17 protein-coding genes are annotated in these 18,047 nt (G+C 72.8%); 10 read left to right on the forward strand and 7 right to left on the reverse strand.

Annotation, left to right across the window (positions count from 1 at the left end; all coding sequences use genetic code 11):
* The first annotated feature begins 117 nt into the window (after positions 1–117).
* Positions 118–2,256, forward strand: a complete 2,139-nt coding sequence (locus ACMCNK_RS11965) for a peptidoglycan recognition protein (RefSeq protein ID WP_412736471.1) — start codon at positions 118–120, stop codon at positions 2,254–2,256.
* Positions 2,257–2,348: 92 nt separating this feature from the next.
* On the opposite strand, the gene ACMCNK_RS11970 is transcribed toward ACMCNK_RS11965, so the two are convergent.
* Positions 2,349–2,648, reverse strand: a complete 300-nt coding sequence (locus ACMCNK_RS11970) for a sigma factor-like helix-turn-helix DNA-binding protein (protein WP_412736472.1) — start codon at positions 2,646–2,648, stop codon at positions 2,349–2,351.
* Positions 2,649–2,865: 217 nt separating this feature from the next.
* Between ACMCNK_RS11970 and ACMCNK_RS11975 the strand changes: the two genes are divergently transcribed.
* From ACMCNK_RS11975 to ACMCNK_RS11995, 5 genes are all read left to right on the forward strand, one after another.
* On the forward strand, positions 2,866–3,072 hold the full coding sequence (locus tag ACMCNK_RS11975; RefSeq protein WP_412736473.1) for a DUF5999 family protein: 207 nt from the start codon (positions 2,866–2,868) through the stop codon (positions 3,070–3,072).
* A gap of 86 nt (positions 3,073–3,158) precedes the next feature.
* The gene (locus tag ACMCNK_RS11980; RefSeq protein WP_412736474.1) at positions 3,159–5,501 is read left to right on the forward strand and encodes an ATP-binding protein; all 2,343 of its coding nucleotides are present in this window, start codon (positions 3,159–3,161) and stop codon (positions 5,499–5,501) included.
* Between the two features lie 88 nt (positions 5,502–5,589).
* Entirely contained in the window at positions 5,590–5,961 is a 372-nt protein-coding gene (locus tag ACMCNK_RS11985) for a VOC family protein (protein ID WP_412736475.1), read from the forward strand.
* A 215-nt stretch (positions 5,962–6,176) separates the two neighbouring features.
* The gene (locus ACMCNK_RS11990) at positions 6,177–7,400 is read left to right on the forward strand and encodes a glycosyltransferase (protein WP_412736476.1); all 1,224 of its coding nucleotides are present in this window, start codon (positions 6,177–6,179) and stop codon (positions 7,398–7,400) included.
* Positions 7,397–8,419 carry a Gfo/Idh/MocA family oxidoreductase gene (locus ACMCNK_RS11995; protein WP_412736477.1) on the forward strand — a complete coding sequence of 341 codons (1,023 nt, stop codon included), beginning with the start codon at positions 7,397–7,399 and terminating at the stop codon, positions 8,417–8,419. The genes ACMCNK_RS11990 and ACMCNK_RS11995 overlap by 4 nt, the downstream gene beginning before the upstream one ends.
* Before the next feature lie 12 nt (positions 8,420–8,431).
* Here ACMCNK_RS11995 and ACMCNK_RS12000 read toward each other — a convergent pair whose 3' ends face one another.
* The 6 genes from ACMCNK_RS12000 to ACMCNK_RS12025 all read right to left on the reverse strand — a co-directional run bounded on the left by ACMCNK_RS12000 (position 8,432) and on the right by ACMCNK_RS12025 (position 13,476).
* A complete protein-coding gene (locus tag ACMCNK_RS12000; protein WP_412736478.1) occupies positions 8,432–9,277 on the reverse strand; it encodes an SDR family oxidoreductase in 846 nt (281 codons plus the stop codon).
* Positions 9,274–10,326 carry an amidohydrolase gene (locus ACMCNK_RS12005; protein ID WP_412736479.1) on the reverse strand — a complete coding sequence of 351 codons (1,053 nt, stop codon included), beginning with the start codon at positions 10,324–10,326 and terminating at the stop codon, positions 9,274–9,276. Before ACMCNK_RS12005 ends, ACMCNK_RS12000 begins: the two co-directional genes overlap by 4 nt.
* Positions 10,323–11,552: a kynureninase gene (gene kynU / locus ACMCNK_RS12010; RefSeq protein WP_412736480.1), complete on the reverse strand. Its 1,230-nt coding sequence runs from the start codon at positions 11,550–11,552 to the stop codon at positions 10,323–10,325. Before kynU ends, ACMCNK_RS12005 begins: the two co-directional genes overlap by 4 nt.
* Positions 11,549–12,421 (reverse strand): tryptophan 2,3-dioxygenase, encoded by an 873-nt coding sequence (locus ACMCNK_RS12015; protein WP_412736481.1) that lies wholly within the window; start codon positions 12,419–12,421, stop codon positions 11,549–11,551. Before ACMCNK_RS12015 ends, kynU begins: the two co-directional genes overlap by 4 nt.
* A 46-nt stretch (positions 12,422–12,467) precedes the next feature.
* Positions 12,468–12,836, reverse strand: a complete 369-nt coding sequence (locus ACMCNK_RS12020) for a YchJ family protein (protein WP_412740824.1) — start codon at positions 12,834–12,836, stop codon at positions 12,468–12,470.
* Positions 12,837–12,972: 136 nt separating this feature from the next.
* Entirely contained in the window at positions 12,973–13,476 is a 504-nt protein-coding gene (locus ACMCNK_RS12025) for a methyl-accepting chemotaxis protein (protein ID WP_412736482.1), read from the reverse strand.
* 200 nt (positions 13,477–13,676) lie between these two features.
* Between ACMCNK_RS12025 and ACMCNK_RS12030 the strand changes: the two genes are divergently transcribed.
* The 4 genes from ACMCNK_RS12030 to ACMCNK_RS12045 all read left to right on the forward strand — a co-directional run bounded on the left by ACMCNK_RS12030 (position 13,677) and on the right by ACMCNK_RS12045 (position 18,021).
* Positions 13,677–14,693 (forward strand): LacI family DNA-binding transcriptional regulator, encoded by a 1,017-nt coding sequence (locus ACMCNK_RS12030; protein WP_412736483.1) that lies wholly within the window; start codon positions 13,677–13,679, stop codon positions 14,691–14,693.
* A gap of 213 nt (positions 14,694–14,906) precedes the next feature.
* A complete protein-coding gene (locus tag ACMCNK_RS12035) occupies positions 14,907–16,256 on the forward strand; it encodes an extracellular solute-binding protein (protein WP_412736484.1) in 1,350 nt (449 codons plus the stop codon).
* Positions 16,253–17,152: a carbohydrate ABC transporter permease gene (locus tag ACMCNK_RS12040; RefSeq protein ID WP_412736485.1), complete on the forward strand. Its 900-nt coding sequence runs from the start codon at positions 16,253–16,255 to the stop codon at positions 17,150–17,152. The genes ACMCNK_RS12035 and ACMCNK_RS12040 overlap by 4 nt, the downstream gene beginning before the upstream one ends.
* On the forward strand, positions 17,149–18,021 hold the full coding sequence (locus ACMCNK_RS12045) for a carbohydrate ABC transporter permease (RefSeq protein ID WP_412736486.1): 873 nt from the start codon (positions 17,149–17,151) through the stop codon (positions 18,019–18,021). Before ACMCNK_RS12040 ends, ACMCNK_RS12045 begins: the two co-directional genes overlap by 4 nt.
* The last annotated feature ends 26 nt before the right edge of the window (positions 18,022–18,047 follow it).

Consider the following 18,047-nt stretch of genomic DNA (forward strand, 5'->3'; position numbering starts at 1 on the left):
GGGAATTCGGGAAAACGCTCCCCCATCGGGCGGTGATCATGGGCCAGCTCACCGCACCCGGTCACACATGACCGTCTCTCACTTCATCCTGAATCGGTACCTGCCGACAGGAGATCCGTGGACGTGGCTCGGACCAGCAACCGGATCGTCGCCGCCGTGACCGGCGTGGCGGCGGCCGTCACCAGCACCGTGGCGGCGACCGCCACCCTCACCCTGCCCGCGTACGCGGCCCCCGCCGCGGCACCTGAGCTGCAGACCCTGGACCTGCCGGCGCCCGTGGCGCCCGCCGGGGCCGGGTTCAGCGCACCCGGCACCGCCCGCTCCGAGGCGGCGACCGCGGTCACGCCGCGCGGCACCCGGCCGTTCAGCCTGCTCGGGGCGACCTGGGCGGACCCGCACACGCCGCTGGCCGGCACCGTGCAGGTCCGTACCCGAGCCGTGGCCGACGGCCGGTGGAGCGGGTGGCGCACCCTCGACGCGGACGGGTCCAGCCCGGCCGAACCCGGCAGTGCCGACGCCGGAGGGCGGGGCAGCACCGATCCGGTCTGGGTGGGCGACTCCGACGGGGTCGAGGCCCGCGTCGTGTCGGACGGCGGGAGCCGGCCACTGCCCGCCGGGCTGCGCCTCGACCTGATCAACCCCGACGCCGACCGGCCGGCAGGCGCTGCCTCCGCCGCCGCGGGCACCGCCCGCGCCGCCGCTGCCGAGGCCGTGACCGCCGACGCGGCGGGCACCGCCCGGGCGGCCGCCGCAGCCGTGCCGCCGCTGCCCGAACCGACCCTGATCACCCGGGCCGGCTGGGGCGCGGACGAGGCCATGGTCGTGAACCCACCGGAGTACACGACCGACGTGCAGGTGGTGTTCGTGCACCACACCGCGACCAGCAACGACTACTCGTGCGCCGACTCGGCGCGGATCGTCCGCGGCATCCAGGCCTACCACGTGCGCAGCAACGGCTGGAACGACATCGGCTACAACTTCCTCGTCGACAAGTGCGGCACGCTGTTCGAGGGCCGCGCCGGCGGTGTGGACAAGCCGGTGCTCGGAGCGCACACGCTCGGGTTCAACTCGCACAGCGCGGCCATCGCCGTGATCGGCGACTACACCGACCAGGCCGTCTCCACGACGGTGAGCCGGGTGATCGCCCAGGTCGCGGCGTACAAGCTCGGCATGTACGGCCACCTGGCGACGGAACGCACCGTGCTGGTGTCCTCCGGCAGCGACCGCTGGCCGGCCGGCACCCGCGTCCCGCTGACCCGCGTCTCCGGGCACCGGGACACGGCCAAGACCGCGTGCCCCGGCGACACCCTGTACAAGCAGCTGACCCCGATCCGCGGCATCGCTGCCGCCGCCCCGGCCGACTTCACCATGGCCCGGATGACCGGGGCCACCCAGGTCGGCACCGCGTACTACGCCCGGGGCCCGGTCCGGCCACTGTGGACCACTACGACCCCCACCGCCCTGATCAACCGGTTCGACATCATCGTCGACGGCGTCGTGGTCGCCTCCGCACCCCGCGCGTGGCGCACCACGCTGCTCAACCTGAACCCGGGCCGGCACGTCGTCACGGTCCGCGCCTACCACCTCTCGGGCCGGGCCGTGAGCCAGACCCGGGTGCTGATCGTGGACCGCACTGCACCGTCGTACGTGGCGGCCCCGGCGGTGTGGCTGCGCGGCGGGTCGCTGGCCGGCTCGGTCCCGATCTGGCTGCGCTGGACCGCGGCCGACGCCGGTGGCCTGCGCTCGGTCACGTTGACCAGGCCCGGCGTCGTCAGCCTGGGCACCACCGCGCACGCGTGGGCGAGCGCCGCGGCGCCGGGACGGCCGACGACCTGGTCGGTGCGGGCGGCGGACCGTGCGGGCAACACCAATACGGCGTCGGTCACCCGTACGCCGCTGCTGCTGACCGAGCGCACCGCGGTACGGGCCGGGCGCTGGACGACCGTCACGGGCAGCGGCTACCTCGGCGGCAGCGCCTTGCGTAGCATCGCCGCCGGGTCCAGCCTGACCTGGACGTTCACGGGCATGTCCGCGTCGCTGGCGGCAAGCCGGACCCCGACGTCGGGCCGGGTCAGGATCTATGTGGACGGCCGCTACTCCGGCATCGTGGACCTGCGCTCCCCGTCGGCCCGCGACCGGATGGCGGTATGGGCCCGCTCGTGGCCCGCCACGGCGACCCACACCGTGCGGGTCGTGGTCGAGGGCACGGCCCGGCGCCCGGGCGTGACCCTGGACGGCCTGGTCCTGCTGCGCTGAGCCGGCGCCACGAGGCGGCCGGGCTCAAGCGGCGGCGCCGGGCCGGGCTCGGGCGGCGCCGGCGGTGCAGAGCCGGGCGCAGGCGCTGCGCTTCACGAGACACGGGGCTGGTCCGCGGCGACGTGGCGGTCGAGGACGGCGCGCAACGCCCGCAGTGCGTAGTACAGCCGGGACTTGACCGTCTCCACCGACACTCCGCGCACGGCCGCGGCCGCCTCCAACGTGTCGCCGCGATAGAACAGCTCGACCAGCATGTCGCGGTGGGCGGCCGACAGCTCGTCCATCGCCCGCAGCACGGTCGTACCGGGATGCTCCGGCCCGGATGCGCCGCGCCGGGCGAACCGGGGATGCTCCGGGTCGTACGCCGTCCGGTCGGCGGCGTGGCGGCCCATGGGCATACCTCGCTCTCGTGACCTTTCCGGCCCACCGGGCCGGTGCGGTCCATCGTCCGGCCGCCCTGTTTGCGAGGCCACCGGGAAAGTACCCGGATCACTACCCGTATTCGCATCGTCGGAACTCAACGTCACCGGAATCTGGGTACCGGGTAGGTAGTTCACCCGTGGCAGTTCGCCCGCAGACGCGGCATGGTTGCAGGCAGGAGGGACTGACATGTGTGAGCACGCGCCGACCTGCCCCCGCGCGGCGGACCCCGACCATCACGCCGCGAAGGCAGTGGCCACTCACCCTGAGCAGGGGTGGAGCCTGCTGTGTAACGGAGTGGTGATCTTCGATGACACGGGTGAGATCCTGCCGGACGGCACCGCCGTCGCCCCGCACCGCCCGGCCGTACGCCGGATGGCCGCGATGCTCGCCTGAGCCGTTCCCGCCGGTCGCGCCGCAACCGGCGGCGGCCCGGCGATCCGCGCTCCGCCGCGACCCGGCGCAGCCACTACGGTGCTCCTATGAGCACCGCCACGACCCCGCGCGGTTCCCTGGGCAATCTGCCCGCCGAGGTGACCAGCTTCGTGGGCCGCCGCGCGGAGGTGACGCAGGTCCGCCGCATGCTGTCGAGCAGCCGCCTGGTCACGCTCACCGGCGCGGGCGGGGTCGGCAAGACCCGGCTGGCGCTGCGGGTCGGCGCGGAGATGCGCCGGGCCTTCCCGGACGGGGTGTGGCTGGTGGAGCTGGCCGAGCTGCGCGACCCCGAACTGCTGGCGGTGGCCGTCGCCGAAGCGCTCGGGATCCGTGAGCAGGCCGTCAGCCCGGGCACCCCGGACCTCGCGGAGTTCCTGGCCGACCAGCGGGTGCTGCTGATTCTGGACAACTGCGAGCAACTCGTGGCGGCCTGCGCGGAGCTGGCCGAGGCCCTGCTGCGGAGCTGCCCGGAACTGCGCGTACTGGCGACGAGCCGGCACGCGCTGCGGCTGGCCGGGGAGGCCACCCTGACCGTGCAGCCACTGTCCGTACCCGACGGGGACACCTGCAACCCGGCCGAGCTCGACCGGTACGAGTCGGCCGGCCTGCTGGTCGAGCGCGCCACCGCGGCCGACCCGGGATTCACGGTCACGGACGGCAACTGCGCCACGGTGGCCCGGCTGTGTCAGGCGCTGGAAGGCGTACCGTTGGCCATCGAGCTGGCCGCGGCCCGGCTGCGGGTCCTCTCCCTCGACCAACTCCTGGACCGTCTCACGGACCGTTTTCGGCTGCTCACCGCGGGGACCCGGGACGCGCCGCCACGCCAGCAGACCCTGCGCGCGCTCATCGACTGGAGCTGGGACCTCTGCACCCCCGCCGAGCAGGCCCTCTGGTCGCGGGTGTCGGTCTTCTCCGGCGGCCTGGAGCTGGACGCGGTCGAGCACGTCTGCGTGGACGACACGCTGCCCCCGGAGTCCATCCTGGACCTGGTCGCGTCACTCGTGGACAAGTCCGTGCTCACCCGCAGCGGGGACGGCCGGCAGGCTCGCTACCGGATGCTCGAGGTGGTCCGCGAGTACGGCGCGCAGCGGCTCACCGAGTCGGGCGAGCAGGCCATGGCGGAACGGCACTGCCGGTGGTTCGCCGAACTGGCCACGTACAGTGACCGGCACTGGGCGAGCCCCGACCAGGCGGCGCTGATGTTGCGCCTGCATCAGGAGAAGGCCAACCTGCGCGTGGCGCTGGAGTACGCGGTGACCGCGGGGCCGCCGGAGCGGGCGCTGCGTCTGGCCGCGGATCTGGAGAACCACTGGTTCGTCCGCGGTTTCCTGTCCGAGGGGCGGCACTGGCTCGACCGCGCCCTGGCCATGCCCGCCCCGCAGCACTGGACCCGGGTCAAGGCGCTGCGCGTCGCCGCGTGGATCGCCACGGTGCAGGACGACCGGGCGCGCGCCCGAGCGCTGCTGGCCGAGGCCCAGGAGCTGGCCAAACAGTTGCCGCGCTCGGTGGAGCTGGCATACCTGCCGCTGGTGGACGGCAACATCGCGCTGTTCTCCGGCGACCACGCCGGTGCGCTGCCGCTGTTCGAACGGGCACTCGGGCTGTTCCGCGAGCTGGACGCGCGCAGCGGGCAGATGTGGACACTGGCCGTACTGGGGCTGACCCGCGGCCTCACCGGGACCCCGTCGGACGGCTACCCGGAGCTCGTCGCCTGCCGCGACATGGGGGTCGCCAGCGGGGAGGTGTGGTGGCGCTCGTTCGCGCTGTGGGCTCTGAGTGTGCTGCGGTGGCGCGCCGGGGACACCGCCGGTGCGACCGCGGCGGCCAAGGAGAGCCTGGAGGTGCAACGGCTGGTCGAGGGCGAGCAGTTCACGGTCGGCCTGGCGTTGGAGTCACTGGCGTGGATCGCGGGCAGCGAAGGCCGGGACCCCCGGGCTGCGCAGCTGCTCGGCGCGTCCGTCCGGCTGTGGCGGGCGATGCACGCCTCCCTGTCCTCGTTCCGCAGCTTGCGCGACTTCCACGACGGGTGCGTCGCCGAGGTACGTGCCCGCATGGGCGCGCATGCCTTCGAGGCGGCGCTTCGCCGCGGGGCCGAACTCAGCGCGCCGGAAGCGGTCTCGGTGGCTATGGAGCAGCAGCCGGGCCGGGTGCCGGCGCCGCGTACCGAGGCCCCGGCGGGGGCCGACTTCGGGCTCACCCGCCGCGAACGCGAGGTCGCCGCACTGATCGCCGAGGGACTGACCAACCGGGAGATCGCCGCGCGGCTGGTGGTCGCACAGCGCACCGCTGAGGGCCACGTGGAGAACATCCTCAGCAAGCTCGGGTTCACCTCGCGCGCCCAGGTGGCCGGGTGGCTGGCGGCACAGCAGCAGCCTCCCGCAGGGTCCTGACGATCCGCGCGAAGTTGTCGGACCCGAGGGGCAGGATCGGCGGGGTCGGCGACGATCCGCGTCGCCCGTTTCTGAGAGGGCCCTCCGCATGTCCGGATTCGCCACCCTGGCCATGATCAACCTCGACGCCGCGGACCCGGCGGCGCTGGCCTCGTTCTACGCGCAGCTTCTCGGTTGGGAGGTGGTGCACAGCGCGGACGACTACGCGATGATCAGCGACGGCACGACGAGCATCGGGTGGGGCCGCGTGCCCGGCTACACGGCGCCCGGCTGGCCGGACGAGACCGCCCCCAAGCGCTACCACCTCGACTTCTACGTCGACGACCTGGACAAGGCGCAGGAGCAGGCGCTGGCGCTGGGCGCGAGCAAGCCGGACACACAGCCGGAGCCGCAGCGGTGGCGGGTCCTGCTCGACCCGGGCGGCCACCCGTTCGACCTGTGCGCGCGCCCCCAGGGCTGAACCACCGCGGCAGGACCGGGTCGGCCCGGCCAGGACTGGGCCGACGCGGCCGGACCGGGTCGGCGCAGCGTGCACCGGCGGCCGGCGACCGGTTTGGGCGAACGAGCCGGAAGGCGCGCGCTTCTTGTTACCGTCGCCGTGTTCGTTGTCGCGCGTTCGACCGCGCGCCGTGTCCGTGCTGCGGGGAGGCAGCCGCCGAGCAGGAGGGGCCGGTCATGCCCGCGCAGACCCTGTGGCTCGTGCCGCCGCCCCTCCGGCTCTCCGACGCGCCCGCCCCCGCCTGGGGGCACGTCGCCCGGCTCACCGACGACACCGGCCTGCTCGGGTTCGCCCGCACCGCCATCGCCAGCCGCGAGCACGGTTACCGGGTGCAGGACGCGGCCCGCGGCCTGCTCGTGGCGAGCCGCGAGCCCCGTCCGGCCACACAGGTCGTCGCGCTCGCCGAGCGGTATCTGGCCTGCCTCGTGCACGCTCAGGACCTCGACGGCGCGTTCCACGCCCGGCTCGGCTACGACCGGCGCTGGCTGGACGAGCCGTCCACCGGCGAGCCGTGGGGTCACGCGATGTGGGGCCTGGGCAGTGCGGCGGCCCGCAGCACGGTGCCATGGATCAGCCGCGCGGCGTCGGAGGCGTTCCGGCTGGGGGCACATCTGCGTTCGCCGAGCCCACGGGCTATGGCGTTCGCCGGGCTGGGCGCCGCCGAGGTGCTGCGCGCGGACCCGCGGGCCGCGGCGGCGGCGGATCTGCTCGCCGACGCGGCGACCGTGGTGGGCCTGCCCGGCGGCGACCCCGGGTGGGCGTGGCCGGAGCCCGAGCTGACGTACGCCAACCCGGCCCTGGCCGAGGTGGTGGTCGCGGCGGGCGATCTGCTCGGCGACGAGTGCCTGCTCACCGAGGGCCTGCGCATGCTCGCCTGGCTGTGCCGGGTCCAGGACCGCGACGGTCACCTGTCCCCGGTCCCGGCGAACGGCCTGCGCCCGGCCGACGACCTGTGCCCGCCCAACGACCCGGGGCCGGCCGAGGCGGGTCGCGGCGTCACCGGGCGAGGGGCCACGGCCGAGGACCACCCGGCCCCCGGTGTCCAACGGCCGGCGGAAGTGGCCGCCACCGCAGACGCGTGCGCCACCGCCGCCGCGGTGACCGGCGACGACCGCTGGGACGCGGCGCTGTTCCAGGCCGTGGCGTGGTTCCTCGGCGACAACGACGCCGGCGCGGTCATGTACGACCCGCTCACCGGCGGCGGCTACGACGCGCTGACCGTGGACGGCCCGGATCGCCATCAGGGCGCCGAGGCCGCACTCGCGCTGCTGTCCACACTCCAGCACGCCCGCACGCTGGCGGCCCGGCGACCCGGAGTGACCGGCCGGGCGCTGCGCCGCCCGGCACCGCTGGGGCCCGGGCGCAGCCGCGTCACCGGGCCGTTCGGCGCGCCGACGTGACGGCCGAGGTGCGCCTCGGGCTGGTCGGCTACGGGTTGGGCGGGCGGACCTTCCACGCCCCGCTGATCGCCTCCGCCGAGGGCGTACGGTTCCTGGGCGCGGTGACCACCTCGCCGCAGCGGCAGGCGTGCCTGCGCGAGGACCATCCGGGGGCAGTGGCGTTCGCCTCGCTCGCCGAGCTCGCCGCGGCCGGCGCCCACGCGGTGTCGATCTCGACGCCCGCGGCCACCCACGAGCGGCTGGCCAAGGAGGCGATCGGGCTCGGACTGGCCGTGGTCGTGGACAAACCGTTCACGCTGGACGCCGCGACCGCCCGCGAGATCGCGACCGCCGCCCGCGACACCGGTGTGCCGCTGACGGTGTACCAGAACCGGCGGTGGGATTCCGACCTGCTGACCCTGCGACGCCTGGTCGCCGACGGAACCCTCGGTGAGGTACGCCGGTTCGAGTCCCGTTTCGAACGGTGGGCACCGCAGCGGCAGCCGCCCGCGGCCGGGGGCGGCACCCTGTTGGACTTCGGCTCCCACCTGGTCGATCAGGCGCTGCTGGTGTTCGGCCCGGCCACCCGGGTCCACGCGGAGATGCGCGGCGACGGGGGGCTCGACGACGACGTGTTCGTCGCTCTGCACCATGCGCGCGGGGTCGAGTCGCACCTGTGGGGCAGCTGGCGGCAGGGCGCGCCGGGGCCACGCCTGCGGGTCAGCGGCAGCCTCGGCGCGTACGTGGTGGACGACCTCGACGGGCAGGAGGCGGCTCTCAAGGCCGGCCGCTCCCCCGCCGGGCTCGGGGAGCGCTGGGGCGTGGAGCCGGAACCCGCCTGGGGCCGGCTGTACCGGGGCGCCACCGGGGCGCCCGTGCCCAGCGAGCGCGGCCGGTGGGACTCGTTCTACCCGGCGTTCGCGGCGGCGGTACGCGGCGACGCCCCGGTGCCGGTGGATCCGTGGGACGCGGTGCGCGCCATGGAGGTGCTGGACGCGGCCCGGGCCGCGGCGACCGGCGGCCGGACCGTGCCGCTCTGAACCCCGAGAAGATCACCGCTGCGGGCGGGCGCCGCGCAGCACCTCCGCGAACGGCGTGGCCGGGCGCCCGGTCAGCCGGGGCACCGCCGGGCTGACCGCCGCCAGCTCACCCGCGGCCACCGCGGTGTACGTGCTGACCCACGCCTGCACCTGCCACTCCGGAGCGCCGTAGCGGGCCCGCGACGCGTACGCCTGCGCGAGCGTTTCCGACTCGTACCGGACCGGGTTGCCGCTCTCCGCGCTCATCGTCGCCGCCATCTCCGCGAAACTCAGCGCCTCTGGACCGGTCAGGTCGTACGTCGCTCCGCCGTGCGTGGCCGGGTCGCGCAGCACGGCGACGGAGGCGTCGGCGATGTCGTCCTGGGCGACGACGGCCGCGCGCCCGTCCCCGCCCGGGCCACGGATCACCCCGTCCTCGCCGACCATCAGCGGCAGGAAGTCGGCGTACAGGTTGTCGCGCAGGATCGTGAACGTCAGGCCGCTCGCCCGCAGGTGCTCCTCGGTGGCCGCGTGGTCGCGGGCCAGCGTGAACGTGGCGTCGGGCGATGCACCCACGAACGAGGTGTAGACGAGGTGGCGCACGCCCGCCGCGGCGGCCGCGTCGATGAACGCCCGGTGCCGGTCCACCCGGTCGGGAGACTCGGCCGCGGACACCATGAACACGGTGCCCGCACCGGCCAGGGCCTCGCGCAGGGCGGCCGGGTCGCCGTAGTCGGCCACCGCGGCCTCGGCGCCGGGCAGCCGGGGCGCCCGGCCCGGATCACGGACCAGCAGCCGCAGCGGGTACGCGGCAGCGGCGAGCCGGCGCGCCACACGACCGCCGAGGCGGCCGGTGGCGCCGGTGACGGCGAGGGTCATGAGTCGATGCTCCGCCCTGCGTCGCGCGGCCGGATGTCGGGGCCGACCACCCGGGCGGTGGCCAGCGCGTCGGCGAAGACCCCGGATTCGAGGCTCAGCCCGCCCGGGATCCAGCACGGCTCGGCCGCGATGCCCGGGGCGGGGCCGGTCATCGCGCTCAGGATGTCGTCCGGGCTCATCCCGGCCTGCTGCAGCGCCCGGATCTCGCGCCGGTTGATCCCGGGCGGCAGCGGGCCGTTGCCCAGGTCGGTGCCGTACCGGACGGTGCCGCCGTGGTCCAGGAAGGCGCGCAGGTTACCGATCGCGGTGTCCTGGGCCGGGTCGGGTACGCCGTACCCGTGAATGTCGAGGGTGCTGATCCACGTCATCCGCTGTCCGCAGTCGCGTGCCAGCCCGGCGTCGAGCGGTTCCGTCCACGGCGTGTGGGCGAGCAACCCCGCCCCGGCCTCGTACGCGGCGGCCACCGTGCCGGGCCCTTCCGCGTGCGCGACGACCGGCAGGCCGAGCCCGCCGGCCGCGGCGACGACCGCTGCCAGGGTCGCCGGGGGCAGCATCGGCCCACCGGCGTGGACGGTGACCTTGATGAGCGTGGCTCCGCCCGCGTACGCCTCGGCGACCGCGTCGGCCGCGTCGTCGGGCGATCGGACTTCCCGGCAGCAGCCCGGCGGCGCCCACGAACGGTCGCTGGGGTACCCGCCCGGCGCGGTCAGGAACGGCCCGGCGTGGCGGATCCGCGGCAGGCCGGAGCCGGGCCGCGCGGCCCGGGCCGCGAGCGCGGCGACCGACGCCGGTACGCCGCCCAGGTCCCATACCGCCGAGATCCCGCCCGCGCGGACGGTGCCGAGATCGACCAGGGCGGAGTGGACGTGTGCGTCCCACAGCCCCGGCAGCAGGGTGCCGGGCAGCCGCCGGACCGCGGCCCCGGTGGCAGGGACCCGGCCCGCCGCGACCGGCACCCCGTCGCGCAGCCGCAGTCCCTCCCCACGGCGCAACTGCCCGTCCCACCACAGCTCGTCGGCCAGCAGCCACTCGTCCGCCGGGGGGCTCATCGCTGCTGGTCGAGCAGGACGCGCAGCACCGACAGACCGCGATGCACCTCGGTGAAGCTGGTGCTCAGCGGCGCCGGCCCGATTCGGATGCCGTCGGGGCGACGGTAGTCCGGGATGACCCCGTGCCCCCACAGCCCGTCCAGCAACTGCTCGAACCCGGCGCGGCGCAACGTGACGTGCCCGCCGCGCCGGTGCGCCTCGCGCGGGCTGACCACCTCGACGCCCAACGGCGCGAGCCAGCGGTCGGCCAGCTCCAGCACGTACCCGGTGAGCAGCACCGACTTGGCGCGGACCGCGGCGATCCCGGCCTCGGCGAGCAGGTCGAGGTTGGCGTGCAGGGGCACCATCGCGAGGATCGGCGGGGTGCCGCTGAGCAGGGCCTGGACGCCGAGGGCGGGCTCGAAGCCGTGGCCCATGTGGAAGGAGGCGCGGTGGCCCATCCAGCCCCAGATCGGCTGGCGCAGCCGGTCCTGCAGGTCGCGGCGCAGGTAGGCGAAGGCGGGCGCGCCGGGCCCGCCGTTGAGATATTTGTACGTGCACCCGACGGCGAGGTCGCAGTGCCAGGCGTCCAGTTCGACTCCAACGCTGCCGGCGGAGTGGCTGAGGTCCCACAGGGTCAGCGCTCCGGCGGCGTGCGCGATCCGGTTGATCTCGGCGGCGTCCGCGAGCCACCCGGACCGGTACGCGACGTGGCTGAACAGCACCAGCGCGGTGTCGTCGCCGACCGCGGCGGCGACCTGTTCGGGTTGGATGCCGGTGGCCGGGTCGGTCTCGATCCAGTCCAGTTCGAGGCCCCGTTCGGCGGCGATGCCTTCCAGCACGTACCGGTCGGTGGGGAAGTTGTCCGTGTCCAGCACGACCCGGCGGCGGCCGGGCTGGGCGTCGACCGCGGCGCGGGCCAGCTTGTACAGCAGCACCGTGGTGGAGTCGCCGATGACCACCTGTCCGGCGCCGGCGCCGAGGGCAACGGTGCCGAGCCGGTCGCCGAGCACCCGGGGCCACTCCAGCCAGCCGTCGGTCCAGCCGCGAATGAGCCGCCCGGCCCACTGCTCGCGGACGAACGAGTCCATCAGGCGGGCGGTCGCCTCCAGCGGGCGTCCGAGCGAGTTGCCGTCGAGGTACGAGATGACGTCGTGGCCGTCGGGGGTGACGAACCGGGCGCGCAGGTGGGCCAGGGGGTCCGCCGCGTCGAGCGCTTCGGCGCGGGCGAGCAGGTCGTCGGTCATCGGGCTTCGTTCCCGGGGGCCGCGCCGATTTCGGTACGCACCGCGTACAACTCGGGGAAGAACGTCAGGTCGAGCGCCTTGCGCAGGAACGTGACCCCGCTGGAGCCGCCGGTGCCGCGCTTGTAGCCGATGGTGCGTTCGACGGTCTTGAGGTGCCGGAACCGCCAGTACTGGAAGTTCTCCTCCAGGTCGACGAACTCCTCACACGCCTCGTACGCCTCCCAGTGCTGCCCGGAATGCTCGTAGATGTTCACGAACACGGGCACCAGCTCGGGGTGGAAGCGGTACCCCTCGGTGACGTCGCGTTCCAGGATCGCGGTGGGCACGTCGTGGCCGCGGCGGGCGAGCAGGCGCAGGAACTCGTCGTACACCGTGGGGCGTTCCAGCGCCTCGGTGAGCATGGCATGGGCGCCGGGGTCGTCGGTGAAGACCGACAGCATGTGGCGGTCCTTGTTGCCGAGCGTGAACTCGATCGCCCGGTACTGGTACGACTGGAAGCCCGACGAGGTGCCCAGGAAGCTGCGGAATTCGGCGTACTCGCTGGGGGTGAGGGTGGCCAGCACGGACCACTGTTCGGTGAGGCAGTGCTGGATGTGTTTGACCCGGGCCAGGCCCTTGAGGGCGGGGCGCAGCTCGTCGGCGGCGAGCCGGCGCTGCACTTCGCGCAGCTCGTGCAGGATCAGTTTGAGCCACAGCTCGGAGGTCTGGTGCTGGAGGATGAACAGCAGCTCGTCGTGGTGCTCGGGGGTGCTGACCGGGTGCTGCGCCGAGAGGATCTGATCCAGGTGCAGGTACTTGCCGTAGGAGAGGTTGACCTTGAAGTCGCGGACGATCCCGTCCTCGAGAGGTCGCTCGTGGCGCGTCGACATTGACGGCTCCTTGTCGTGCTGTGGATCTTCGCCAGAGCTCAGCACATCACACGGGCCAGATGTGCGCGAGACCGCCGTGTTCCAGGACGGGCCCCCAGTACACCCACCGGCCGTCGTGGCGCACGAAACGGCTGCGCTCGTACAGCTCGCCGGGCTGGCCCTGGTCGAGGTAGTGGGCACGGAACTCGACCGTCCCCTCGGCGTCGAACAGACCGCCGCCGCTCGACCCGAGCACGTCCAGGCGCACCCAGGTCAGACCCGCGTCGGGCGCGAGTTCGGAGGGCCGCGAGTCGGGGTGCCACGACGCGAGCACGTACGCGTCGTCCTCGCGCGCATAGGCGCTGTACCGTGCGCGCATCAGGGCCTCGGCGCTGGCCGGTGGCTGCCCGCGGTGGGCTGGTCCGCAGCATTCCACGTACGGGAGGCCGCGCCCGCACGGACAGGGACCGGCGTCGGCGGACGGGGGCGCGGTGCGTCGGGCCATGCCCCCATCCTCGCGCATCGCCCGGACCCGTCGGCCGGTACCGGGCCGGTCTCGGCGCCGCTGGGCCTCAGGCGGCCTGTTGCTCGGCGACGATGCCGCTGATGATCTGCTGGCAGCGGTCCAGTTCGGCGATGAGGTGCTGCATCTCCTCGATCGCCGAGACGGCGTTCTGAGTGTCCGCGCGGATTCCGCCGACCTGCCCGCCGATCTCGTTGGTGGCGGTGGCGGTCTCGTTGGCCAGGTCCTTGACCTCGCTGGCGACGACCGCGAAGCCGCGGCCCGCTTCACCGGCCCGCGCCGCCTCGATCGTGGCGTTGAGGGCGAGCAGGTTGGTCTGCTTGGCGATCGTGGCGATCAATTGCACGACCTTGCCGATCTCGGTGCTGCTCGCGTCGAGCCGCTGAATCACGGCTACGGCCATCTCGGCCGCTTTGACGGCCTGCCTCGTGGCGGTCGCCATGGTGTTGCTGACGTCGGCGAGCCGCTGCACCGAGTCGCCACGGCGTTCGCCGTAGTCGTAGGTGCCCTCGTCGGGCTGTTCGTCGGTGGCAGTGGTGTCCCAGTCGGTCATCGCTTCACGCCCATCCCTTCCCCCTCGTCCCAACATCGCACCCTCACCGGGGCAACCGCACCGTTTTGGCCCGATTCGTGGTGCCTTCCTCCACCTCGTACGGGAGCGGTCCCGTCCTGCCGGCGATGGCTGCAACGGCGAGCAGGAAGCCGACCGGACTTGCTGCAAGACTTGCAAGAATCCGACGTACGATTGCCGGTATGACGAAGCGTCTTGCCGAGGTGGCGAAGAAGGCGGGCGTCAGCGAGGCGACCGTCAGCCGGGTCCTGAACGGCCGCAGCGGGGTCTCCGCGGCGACCCGGACGTCCGTGCTGACCGCGCTCGACGTCCTCGGCTACGAGCGGCCGACGAAGCTGCGTGGCGAACGCGGCCGGCTCGTCGGCCTCGTCCTGCCGGAGCTGCAGAACCCGATCTTCCCCGCGCTCGCCGAGGTGGTGACCGCCTCGCTCGCCCAGCGCGGCTTCACCCCCGCACTGTGCGCGCGCACCATCGGCGGCGTGCCGGAACGCGACTACATCGAGATGCTGCTCGACCACCAGGTGTCCGGGGTGGTCTTCGCCGGCGGCTCGTACGCGCTGGCCACGGCCGAGCACGGCCACTACGGGCAGTTGCGGGAACGCCGGATGCCGGTGGTGATGGTGAACGCGGGCGTCCCCGGCCTGGGCTTCCCGCACATCTCCACGGACGACGCGGTCGCGGTGGAGCAGGCGTACGGTCACCTGCGCTCGCTCGGCCACGACCGGATCGGCCTGGTGACCGGCCCGGAGGATCATGTGCCGTCGCGCCGCAAGCTCGCCGCGGCGGCGGCCGTGGCGGGCTGGTCCGACGCGGACCGCGAGGTCCTGGTGGAACGCACGACGTTCTCGATGGAGAGTGCCCGGCTGGCGGCGACCCGGCTGATCCAGCGCGGGGTGACCGGCATGATCTGCGCCAGTGACGTGCTGGCGCTCGGTTCCATCCGGGCGGCCCGGCGGCTGGGCCTGGGCGTGCCGGGCGACGTGTCCGTCGTCGGTTTCGACGACAGCGCGCTGATGACCTGCACGGATCCGCCGCTGACCACGGTGCGTCAGCCGATCGAGCTGATGGGCCAGGCCGCGGTGGACGTCCTCGTGCACCAGATCGAGGGTGCCGCGGCCAGTACGGACGAGCTGCTGTTCGAGCCGGAACTGGTGGTGCGCGGCTCCACCGGCCCGGCCCCGGCGCGCGCGGCGGGCTGACCGCCGCAACATTCAGCACGGTCGAAGGGCGAGCCGATCCGGCTCGCCCTTCGACCGTTCATGCCTCTGACATCGGTCGTGTTTTTTCTTCTTCTGATTCAGTTCTTGCGGCCACCTGTTCGACTTTGTATCGTCATCGCCACGAAACATGCGGGCCCCCGTCCCCGATCCCCCGACGCGCACTACCCACCCCCTGCGAAAGGGCGATGTCATATGTCCACGTTCACGCTGCGCACCGCGCTCGGGCTCCTGCTCGCGGCCGGTCTCACCGTCTCGGCCGCAGCCTGCGGCGCCGACGACGTGCCGAAGGACGGCAAGGTCACGCTGGTGATCAACGGCCTTCCCCCGGCCACCGAGAAGGCCGGTCACGACCGGTTCCTGGCCAACGTCGCGGAGTTCGAGAAGGCCAACCCGGAAATCCGGATCGAGGCCCACGAGGGCAAGATGGACCCGCAGACGTTCCCCGCCAAGCTCGCGGGCGGCCAGCTGGAGGACGTCTTCTACGTCTACTTCACCGACCCGGCCGGGCTGATCGCCAAACACCAGGTCTCCGACATCAGCAAGTACCTCAAGGACTACGCGGTCACCGGCCAGATCAAGCCCGAGGTACTGCGGGTCTTCCAGGACGGCAAGGGCGGCACGTACGGCCTGCCGTACAAGAACTACTCGATGGGCCTGCTCTACAACCGCGACCTGTTCACCAAGGCCGGGCTGGACCCGAACACCCCGCCCGCAACCTGGGCCGACCTGCGCACCGCCGCCAAGAAGATCGCCACGCTCGGCCCCGGCTACACCGGATACGGCGACTACAGCAAGAGCAACACCGGCGGCTGGCACTTCACCACGGAGTTGTACTCGCTCGGCGGCGCGATCGCGGTCGACGACGGCGGCACCTGGAAGGCGGCGTTCCACGACGCGGCCGGGCGGCAGGTCCTGCAGCAGCTCAAGGACATGCGCTGGACCGACGACTCGATGGGCTCGCGGCAGCTGCTCGAATGGGCCGACCTGCTGCAGATGATGGGCTCCGGCAAGCTCGGCATGTACCTGGCCACCGCGGACAACATCCCCACGATCGTCAACCAGTACAAGGGCGACTACGCCCGCTACGGCCTGGGGCCGATCCCGGACGGCCAGGGCACGCTCGGCGGCGGCGAAGGATACATGTTCAAGGCCGGGCTGAGCCCCGAGAAGATCCGTGCCGGCCTCAAGTGGCTGACGTTCTGGTTCACCTCACCCGAGCGCATCGCCGCCGAGAACAAGTGGGCGAACGAGACCGGCCAGCCCGTCGGCCTGCCCGAACCCGCCATCTACACCGGCGCCGCCGCGGCCACCCAGGCCGCCGCAGACAAGCAGTACGCGAACGTGCCGCAGGCCAACTACGCGCCATTCGTCGCGTCGATGGGCCGCGTCCCGGTCAAACTGGAACCGCCGAACGCCCAGCAGATCTACGCGGTGCTCGACGTCGCCATGCAGAAGGTGCTCACCGACCGCGACGCGAACGTCGACCAGTTGCTCAGCGACGCCGAGAAGCAGGTCAACTCCATCCTGGCCGGGGTCCGGTGACGGTGCGCACAAGCGCGGCACGCCTGCGCCGAACGGTCGCGGACAACCTGCTGGCGTACGCGTTCCTCGCCGCAGGCATCGCCTGCTTCGCCCTGTTCTCCTGGTATCCGCTGGTGCGCGGGATCCTCCTGAGCTTCCAGCAGGTCAACTTCGTCACCGACCCGTGGTGGGTGGGCCTGGACAACTACCGGGCCCTGTTCGACGACCCGCTGTTCTGGACGGCGTGGCGCAACACCGCGCTGTTCACCGGCCTGGCGCTGGTCCTCGGGTACGCGGTGCCGTTCGCGGTCGCCGTCGGAATCAACGAGTTCCGTCACCTGCGCGGGCTGTTCCGGGTGCTGGTCTACCTGCCCGTGATGCTGCCGCCGATCGTCAGTGTGCTGCTGTGGCGCTACTTCTACGATCCCGGCGACGGACTGTTCAACACGATCCTGCACGGCGTGGGCCTGCCCGGGTCACAGTGGACCCAGTCCCCGCGTACCGCGATGATCTCGCTGGTCCTGGTCTCGACCTGGGCGAACATGGGCGGCGCCACGCTCATGTATCTGGCCGCCCTGCAGGGAATTCCCGGCGAACTGTACGAGGCGGCCGAACTGGACGGCGCAAGCGTCTGGCGGCGGCTGCGCCACGTCACCATCCCGCAGCTGCGGTTCGTCCTGCTGGTCCTGCTGCTGCTGCAGGTCATCGCCACGATGCAGGTGTTCATCGAGCCGTTCCAGCTCACCGGCACGTCCAGCCCGGACACCATCACCGTGATGGTGCTGATCTACCGGTACGCGTTCACGGTCAACAACGACTTCGGTCTGGCCGCAGCGATGAGCGTGCTGCTGTTCGTGGTGCTGGGCGCGTTCTCCGCACTGTACCTGCGGCTGACCGCGGATCGGGGCGAAGCGTGAACCGGACCCTGATCTCGGCGGCCGACCTGCACCGGCACCGCGCCGCGTACGTCGTCGTGCTCGGCCTGACGCTGGGCTTGTTCTGCCTGGTCTTCCTGTTCCCGCTGTTCTGGATGGCGAGCAGCGCGCTCAAGTCGCCCCAGGAGTTCGCCCAGCACCCGCCCACGCTGGTGCCGCACACCGTGCACCCGGACACGTACGTGACCGCGTGGAGCACGATGCAGATCGGCCGGTACTTCCTCAACACAGTGGGCTACGCGCTCGGCGGCTGGCTGGTGCAGCTCACGGTCGCGGTGGCCGCCGCGTACGCGCTGTCCAAGCTGCGCCCGGCGTTCGGCAAGGTGATCCTCGGCGCCATGCTGGCCAGCCTCATGCTGCCCGCCGCGGCGCTGCTCGTACCGGCGTACCTGACCGTCACGAACGTCCCGCTGGTGCACGTCAACCTGCTCAACACCCCGTGGGCGCTGTGGCTGCCGGCCGCCGCGAACGCGTTCAACATCTACGTGCTCAAACGGTTCTTCGACCAGATCCCGGACGACCTGCTGGACGCCGCCGCGATCGACGGGGCCGGACGGCTGCGCGTGCTGTGGTCGGTGGTGCTGCCGCTGTCGCGGCCGGTCCTCGGGGTGGTCTCGATCTTCGCGATCATCGGTATCTGGAAGGACTTCCTCTGGCCGCTTCTCGTCCTGCAGGACCCCGGCTCGCAGACCCTGAGCGTCGCGTTGAGCCGGCTCGCCGGCACCAGCCAGGTGCCGCCCACACAGTTCCTGGCCGGAATGGTGATCGCGAGCGTACCGATGATCGTCGTCTTCCTGATCTTTCAACGCAGCATCGTCGGCGGGCTCTCCGCGGGCTCGCTCAAGGGCTGATCCGACCCTCCAACCTGGAGAAAGCA

The organism is Krasilnikovia sp. MM14-A1259 (assembly GCF_047159535.1).
Lineage (GTDB): Bacteria > Actinomycetota > Actinomycetes > Mycobacteriales > Micromonosporaceae > Actinoplanes.